Raw genomic sequence first — 6091 nt, forward strand, 5'->3', positions numbered from 1 at the left:
TTGGGCCCCGCTTACCGCATGGCCCCCTCGAGCCTGTGCAGGGGCTCCATGAACGGCTTGCCGGCCCTGGCCGGGTTCGGCGGCCCCCAGGGCGGGCATTCGTCCGGCCGGGTCAGCAGGTTGGTCACGGGATCGCGTCGATACTCGAACATTCGCTGCGCCCCGTCCTCGCGGGTGTCCACCCCGAACCGCCGCACCTCGATCCGCACCTCCCGGGGTTTCGTCGGCGCCTCGGTCTGCCACACCGCCTCCGTTTCCGAAGCCACCGCCTTGAAGCGTCCGAACCGTGAGGGCGCCATCGCGCCGGCCATCCAGCGCAGCTGCGTCAACTTCACCCGCGTGGCCTGGGCGTCCGCGGGCGTCACCGCCCGGGCGATCTCCCAGCCGAGGTCGAACAAGCGCTCGGCCACCACCTGCCGCGCCCGCTCCAACGCCTTGGCGAAATCCGGCTGTTCGTCGCGCCAGCGATAGACCGTGCTGTGCCCGGGCATTGTCGGGTCCTCGCAGATCGCTGTCATCGGCTCGCCCTGGCTCAGCCGCGCACAGATCGCCGCCGCCGTCACCGGGCAGTAGCCGGCGGGCGGCCGTCCGCTCGCGCTCCAGCCGCCCAGCGCCTTGGCCTGTTCCAGCAATCGCCGGAACCGGCCCGACCGCTCCGCCCATCGCCGCACCGTTTTCTGGCTGGGCATGCCCGGATCCCGCACGATCCGGCTGATCGGCTCACCTTCGGCCACCCGCGCCAGCAGCACCCGGCTCACCTCGGCCGAAAACCGCACATAGTCCGTCTTCACGCGCCACCCCTCGGGCCGCACGCGCACGCTATCCCCCTCCGCCATGAGGACCTCCATCTCTGCTCTGATCAAGGAAAACGACCCCGCCGCCACACCTGAGGCGCAACCCGAGACGCTGACGAAATTCTGGCGAATTTGCGCGCGAAAGTCAAGACAAAACGTGAACAAATGTCTCGCCCATGACCTGCCCCAGGTCATCCCCTCCGCTGGAGGAGGCGGCCCGATCCTCGGCGCGCTTGATCCATCGCAATGCCCCGCCGCCGAAGGCGCCGTAGGCCTCCCCGCCTGACCGGGCGGAGCGCCCGCCGGGAGGCCCCATGACAACCGTCTGCTTCCGAGCGCCGACTCGGCCGTCCCGCATGCCCGCGCCCGGGATCGCCCCGTGGCCGTAAAGCCCGCCCTGCTGACGCGTGAGGTCCTGCCGTTTGCCCTGCGGCTGCTGGCCCTGCTGCTCGCAACCCTGATCGTGGACGCCGGGCTTCACCTGATCGATGCGGTCTGGGTCGGCCGCTATCTCGGTATTCCGGGTGTTCTGCTCATCGCCGCCTCATTCGGCCATTCCCTGCGCAAGCGCGGCGTGATCCACGGCGGCGATCCGGTGTTCCTGTTGCGCCTCCACGAATGGCTGGCCTGGGCGGGATCCCTGCTCGTGCTGGTGCATGCCGGCATCCACTTCAACGCCGTGCTGGCCTGGCTGGCCGTGGGCGCGATGCTGGTCAATATCGCCAGCGGTCTTACCGGAAAGTACCTGCTCAGACGCGCCATGACCCGGCTGAAGCAGGCGCGCGCCGAGCTCAAGGGCGAGGGCCTCTCCGAGGCCGAAATCAAGGCGCGGCTGCACCGCGACAGCCTGACCGTCGATGTCGTCAAACAGTGGCGCAAGGTGCACCTGCCGATCAGCCTCGTGTTCGGGGTCCTGGCCCTGGCGCACATCATCGCCATCCTGGTTCTGTGGGGCTGGAAATGACGCCACGATGGATCTGGATCACCATCGGCCTGCTGCTCGCGGTGATCGTGGCGGCGATCTTTGTCTATCCCCACCAGATGGTCAGCCCGGGCAATCTCCAGCCGGCCCACGCCGAGCTGCAGCAGAACTGTTTCGCCTGCCATGCGCCGTTCAGAGGCGCCTCGCCGGACCGCTGCATCGCCTGTCACACGGTGGCCGATATCGGCCGGCTCACAACCCTGGGCGTACCCGTCACGTCCGCATCGGGACGGCCCGCATTCCATGCGAGCCTCGCCTCACAGGATTGCATGGCCTGCCACACCGACCACCCCAGACCCCGGCTGACCCGCAATCTGGTCCGTTCGTTCGACCACGCCCTGCTGACGCCCGCAGTGCAGCCCCGCTGCGCCGCCTGCCACACCCCGCCGAAGGACAACTTCCACCGCGGCGTCGTCCCCACCTGCAGCCAGTGCCACAGCACCACCGCCTGGACGCCGGCCACCTTCGACCACGACCGCTATTTCAGCCTCAGGCCGCCCCACGACGCCACCTGCTCGACCTGCCATGTCGGCAGCAATGTTCAGACCTACACCTGCTTCGGCTGCCATGAGCACCAGAAGGCCAGGATCGAGGCCCGGCACGCCCGCGAGGGCATCCGCAACATCGACAACTGCGTCCGCTGCCACCGCAGCGCCGAAGGCGAGGGCGGCGAAGGTGAGGGTCGCGAGGGTCGCGAGTAGGCAGGGCCGTAGCGCCGCCCCGATCCAGATCCTCCCCCGATGGGGGACCATTGCGTAATTCAGGCTGGCACCAGAATTGGCCTACGCGCCCCTTCGCCCCTTGTGGGAGAAGGTGGCAGGCGAAGCCTGACGGATGAGGGGTCGCGCCGCCCTATCGAAATGATTTCAATGCCTTATCGGAGAGGACTATCGACCCCTCATCCGACCTCGCTTCGCGAGGCCACCTTCTCCCACAAGGGGCGAAGGGGCGTGGCGTCGAGCTCTCTCGCTATCTGGAATTATGCAACGGTCCCGATGGGGGAGGTGGCCCGAAGGGCCGGAAGGGGCGCTGGCGCCCGTCGACGGCGCCTAAAGTCCAGCCGGCAGGGCGGCGATCCGGCGCAGCTGGATCACCTTGCCGTTGTAGTTGAACACCAGAACATCACCCTGCAGCACCCGCGTGACCCGGGTCGGCCCGCCGAAGGGCTTGAGCGACAGTCCGTTGTTCTCGAACACCGCCGCCACCTTGATCGGCCGGCCCGAGCCGGCCGCGATATCGTCGACGCCATTGGCGAGGATCCCGTCAGCCCGCATATCGTGGGTAACGCCGCCACCTTCGATCACCACCCGGTCGCCGCACTGCTGGATACGCTCGACATGGGTCTTGCCCTCATTGTCGCCCGTCCAGACCCCCCGCAGATCCGGCGCCCCCGGCGCCAGCGGCTCGGTGCACCGCGCCAGAACCGGCGCCGGAAAGGTCTTCCAGAAACCCGGCGGCGTGCGGGCGACCGGAATGTCACTGGCCAGCACGACGGTCTTGGCGGGCGCCTGCGCCAGGGCGGCGCCCGGCAGGGCGACCGTCAGCGACGCAACAAGGGCGATCATCACATGGTTCATGGCGTTCTCCTGAACTGTCACCGCCGGGCGTACACCGCCGGGTCGCCCTTGGCGATATGGATCATGAGGCAAAGGCGGGGTGCGCACGCAGTCCGACGGTTACAGGTCCTCCCCCGCTGGGGGAGGTGGCCCGAAGGGCCGGAGGGGGGCATGCTTTGCCCTATCAATGGCTGTCGCGATCCGCCCGCACCAGGTCGGCAGATGTTATAACCGGGACGACCGGTGGCACCGCCGCAAGTCGCGCGCGCACCGCCTCCATCCCGGCAGCTTGCGCCCCGGTCGGATCAAGATCGGGCGCCCCGGCGACCAGCCGCGCAACCGGCCGTCCGCCCCGCGTGATCACGATCTCCCCGCCGCTCTCTACCTCGCGCAATAGAGCCGACAGGTCGCGGCGCGCCTCCGTGAAACTGACCGTCCGCATCAAACTTCTCCTAGACGCCAGATCCTCCCCCGGTGGGGGAGGTGGCCCGAAGGGCCGGAGAGGGCAGGCCTCGCAGGTTGCGATCAAACCCGCCCTGCCTCCCACCGGGACGCAGACCGCCCCTTAAACCCCATGGTAGATCTCGAGCCCGCCGGTCCAGGCGTGTCAAGGACGCGTCCTGCGGACGCGCCGCGCCGCGGCGAGGGCTGCGCCCTCGTCCTTGAGACGCCTGGACCGGCAGGCAAACTGGCCGCCATGGAGTTAAGGCGAGGAGGGGCGGTGGCGTGTTGGCTAGCCCGGTAAGGCGCGAATGTTCCTACCTTCCGCGAAATCCAAATGATTCATACGTCCGCTTCTGACGCACCGCTTGGTTAGTGCGGCGTTAAGCGAACACAATCACGCTCCAGGTTGGAGGGACTATGGCCGATACATCAATCGAGTGGACGGACGCGACTTGGAACCCCGTTGCGGGGTGCACTGTCCTGACAGCAGGCTGCACGAACTGCTATGCGATGCGGATGGCGGCGCGCCTGCAGGCGATGGGTGTACCCAAATATCAGGGGCTAACTCGAAAGAGCGGAGAGCGCCACGTCTGGACCGGTGCCGTCAGTCTAGACGAAACTGCTCTCGCCGCCCCGAAAGCTTGGCGTAAGCCGCGCTTGATCTTCGTGAATTCGATGTCCGATCTATTCCAATCGGCGGTGCCGGCTACGTTTATTCGCCGCGTGTGGGACACCATGGAAGCCACGCCGCAGCACACATACCAAATCCTTACAAAGCGGCCCGACCGCATGGCGGAAATTGCGCCAGACTTGCCGCTCCTGCCCAACGTGTGGCTTGGCACGAGTGTCGAGAATTCGGCTGTGCTGGAGAGGTTGGACCACCTTCGTGCGACGCCGGCGGCTATCCGTTTCGTGTCATATGAGCCGCTGATTGGCTCTGTGGCTGGTGGGGATCTGACCGGCATCCATTGGGCGATAGTGGGTGGCGAAAGCGGCCCCAAGGCGCGGCCGATTCTTGAGGACTGGGTCGATGAGATCTACGACCAGTGTGAAGATGCCGGTGCAGCCTTCTTCTTCAAGCAATGGGGCGGTCGGAATAAGAAGGCAGCGGGACGCGCCTATCGAGGGCGCCATTGGGACAACTTGCCAGCGGCTACTGCCTAACCCCGCCGCCCGCCCTCCCTGCGTTTCCGGTCTAGGATGGAACTGGCGATCCGCTCTGCCAATCCCCAGGCTTCAGGTTTCGGATTCGAAATTGCCAGGAACAGCGAGGCGGAATTCACGCCACCCTTGTTTTTGAGCCGAAGCGGCCGCAGCACCTTGGGAAAGAGCAGTTCAAGCCGCTTTTTGACGTATGCCTCGATGGCGTCTACGTCGGCGACCCGACTGGCGTCTTCGTCGACCTCCCCAAACAGATCGTACATCTGTCGACGCTCCTTGTACCAGTCGCGCTCCCAGTCGGGTGTGCCGAGCATCCGAGTCACAGCTTCTCGCTTTTTATCTGTGATTTTCGAGGGGTCACGCGCTGCTTGCCGAAACAGGCCCTCAAGTGACACGAAGTACCAAACGTCAATGGCCTGCGTTTCTGCAATCAAACGTAGAGTTTCCCAAGATACGCTGAGGCCATAGGGGTCTAGGAACATTACTACCCGCGTCCCAGCGAATGATCGATGTTGAGCGATCAGTTCCTTGATCGCATCGTTGGCATCCTTTCTTTCAACATCGATCTTCAAATTCGGCGACTGGTGGCGATCTCGCAACTCGCACAATGCGCGATAATGCGACCTCTTTCGGTCTATGAATATGAGTCGGTCGAATGGCGGCGACGTGTCGATCGCGAGCTGCGCAGAGCCGCGTCGATGCACAAGTTGCTCCTCTGTGGCTTCGTCCAGCAGGTCGGCCTCGCGCGCAAGGAGCCGCACCGTGCGTCTGCCAGTTCCGGCGTATGCATCAACGTACCAAAGCGACTTGAATTGGCGCCGCAACACGGTTGTGAAAGTTCGGAGGTATTCCTCCATTACTTCCAGCTTCAAGTCGGTTGATACGCTACCGAACTCGTGGTTCCCAATTGCTGGATCAACCAAGCTCTCGCCCCATTTTGTAGTGCGTCATGCGAGCAGAAAATAGCGATTCAACCTCGGCGACAAACGTGTGATGGCTGATATCCTCCCACCCATAAGCCTCACAGCACTAGGCTCAGGACTCATTGATCATAGCCAGAAGATGACGGTGGCAGCGAGAGCGATGGCGGACATGAAGGTGTGTGCGCATCGGTCGTATCGGGTGTGGATGCGCCGCCAGTCCTTGAGGCGTCC

Annotated in this window: 7 protein-coding genes and 1 pseudogene; 3 read left to right on the top strand and 5 right to left on the bottom strand. The window is 65.1% G+C overall.

All coding sequences use genetic code 11. The features are described from left to right. Positions 1-11: 11 nt before the first annotated feature. A complete protein-coding gene (locus tag ACIQ3B_RS09080; RefSeq protein WP_397401770.1) occupies positions 12-836 on the bottom strand; it encodes a hypothetical protein in 825 nt (274 codons plus the stop codon). A gap of 337 nt (positions 837-1173) precedes the next feature. Between ACIQ3B_RS09080 and ACIQ3B_RS09085 the strand changes: the two genes are divergently transcribed. After that, positions 1174-1758 carry a hypothetical protein gene (locus ACIQ3B_RS09085; protein WP_397401772.1) on the top strand — a complete coding sequence of 195 codons (585 nt, stop codon included), beginning with the start codon at positions 1174-1176 and terminating at the stop codon, positions 1756-1758. Then, positions 1755-2477 (top strand): cytochrome c3 family protein, encoded by a 723-nt coding sequence (locus tag ACIQ3B_RS09090; RefSeq protein ID WP_397401774.1) that lies wholly within the window; start codon positions 1755-1757, stop codon positions 2475-2477. The genes ACIQ3B_RS09085 and ACIQ3B_RS09090 overlap by 4 nt, the downstream gene beginning before the upstream one ends. A gap of 348 nt (positions 2478-2825) precedes the next feature. Here ACIQ3B_RS09090 and ACIQ3B_RS09095 read toward each other — a convergent pair whose 3' ends face one another. Further along, positions 2826-3353: a hypothetical protein gene (locus tag ACIQ3B_RS09095; RefSeq protein WP_397401776.1), complete on the bottom strand. Its 528-nt coding sequence runs from the start codon at positions 3351-3353 to the stop codon at positions 2826-2828. Positions 3354-3516: 163 nt separating this feature from the next. Then, complete coding sequence (locus tag ACIQ3B_RS09100) at positions 3517-3774, bottom strand: type II toxin-antitoxin system Phd/YefM family antitoxin (protein WP_397401778.1); 258 nt, start codon at positions 3772-3774, stop codon at positions 3517-3519. A 419-nt stretch (positions 3775-4193) separates the two neighbouring features. Between ACIQ3B_RS09100 and ACIQ3B_RS09105 the strand changes: the two genes are divergently transcribed. After that, a complete protein-coding gene (locus tag ACIQ3B_RS09105) occupies positions 4194-4940 on the top strand; it encodes a DUF5131 family protein (protein ID WP_397401780.1) in 747 nt (248 codons plus the stop codon). Here ACIQ3B_RS09105 and tcmP read toward each other — a convergent pair. Together tcmP and ACIQ3B_RS09115 are read right to left on the bottom strand one after the other, a co-directional pair. After that, positions 4937-5860 carry a three-Cys-motif partner protein TcmP gene (gene tcmP / locus ACIQ3B_RS09110; protein WP_397401782.1) on the bottom strand — a complete coding sequence of 308 codons (924 nt, stop codon included), beginning with the start codon at positions 5858-5860 and terminating at the stop codon, positions 4937-4939. The two genes, ACIQ3B_RS09105 and tcmP, sit on opposite strands and share 4 nt — an antisense overlap. Before the next feature lie 126 nt (positions 5861-5986). Then, positions 5987-6091: pseudogene (locus tag ACIQ3B_RS09115) on the bottom strand (IS5/IS1182 family transposase); the annotation flags it as partial.

The sequence above is a fragment of the Phenylobacterium sp. genome (genome assembly GCF_044358365.1).
Classification (GTDB): Bacteria; Pseudomonadota; Alphaproteobacteria; order Caulobacterales; family Caulobacteraceae; genus Phenylobacterium.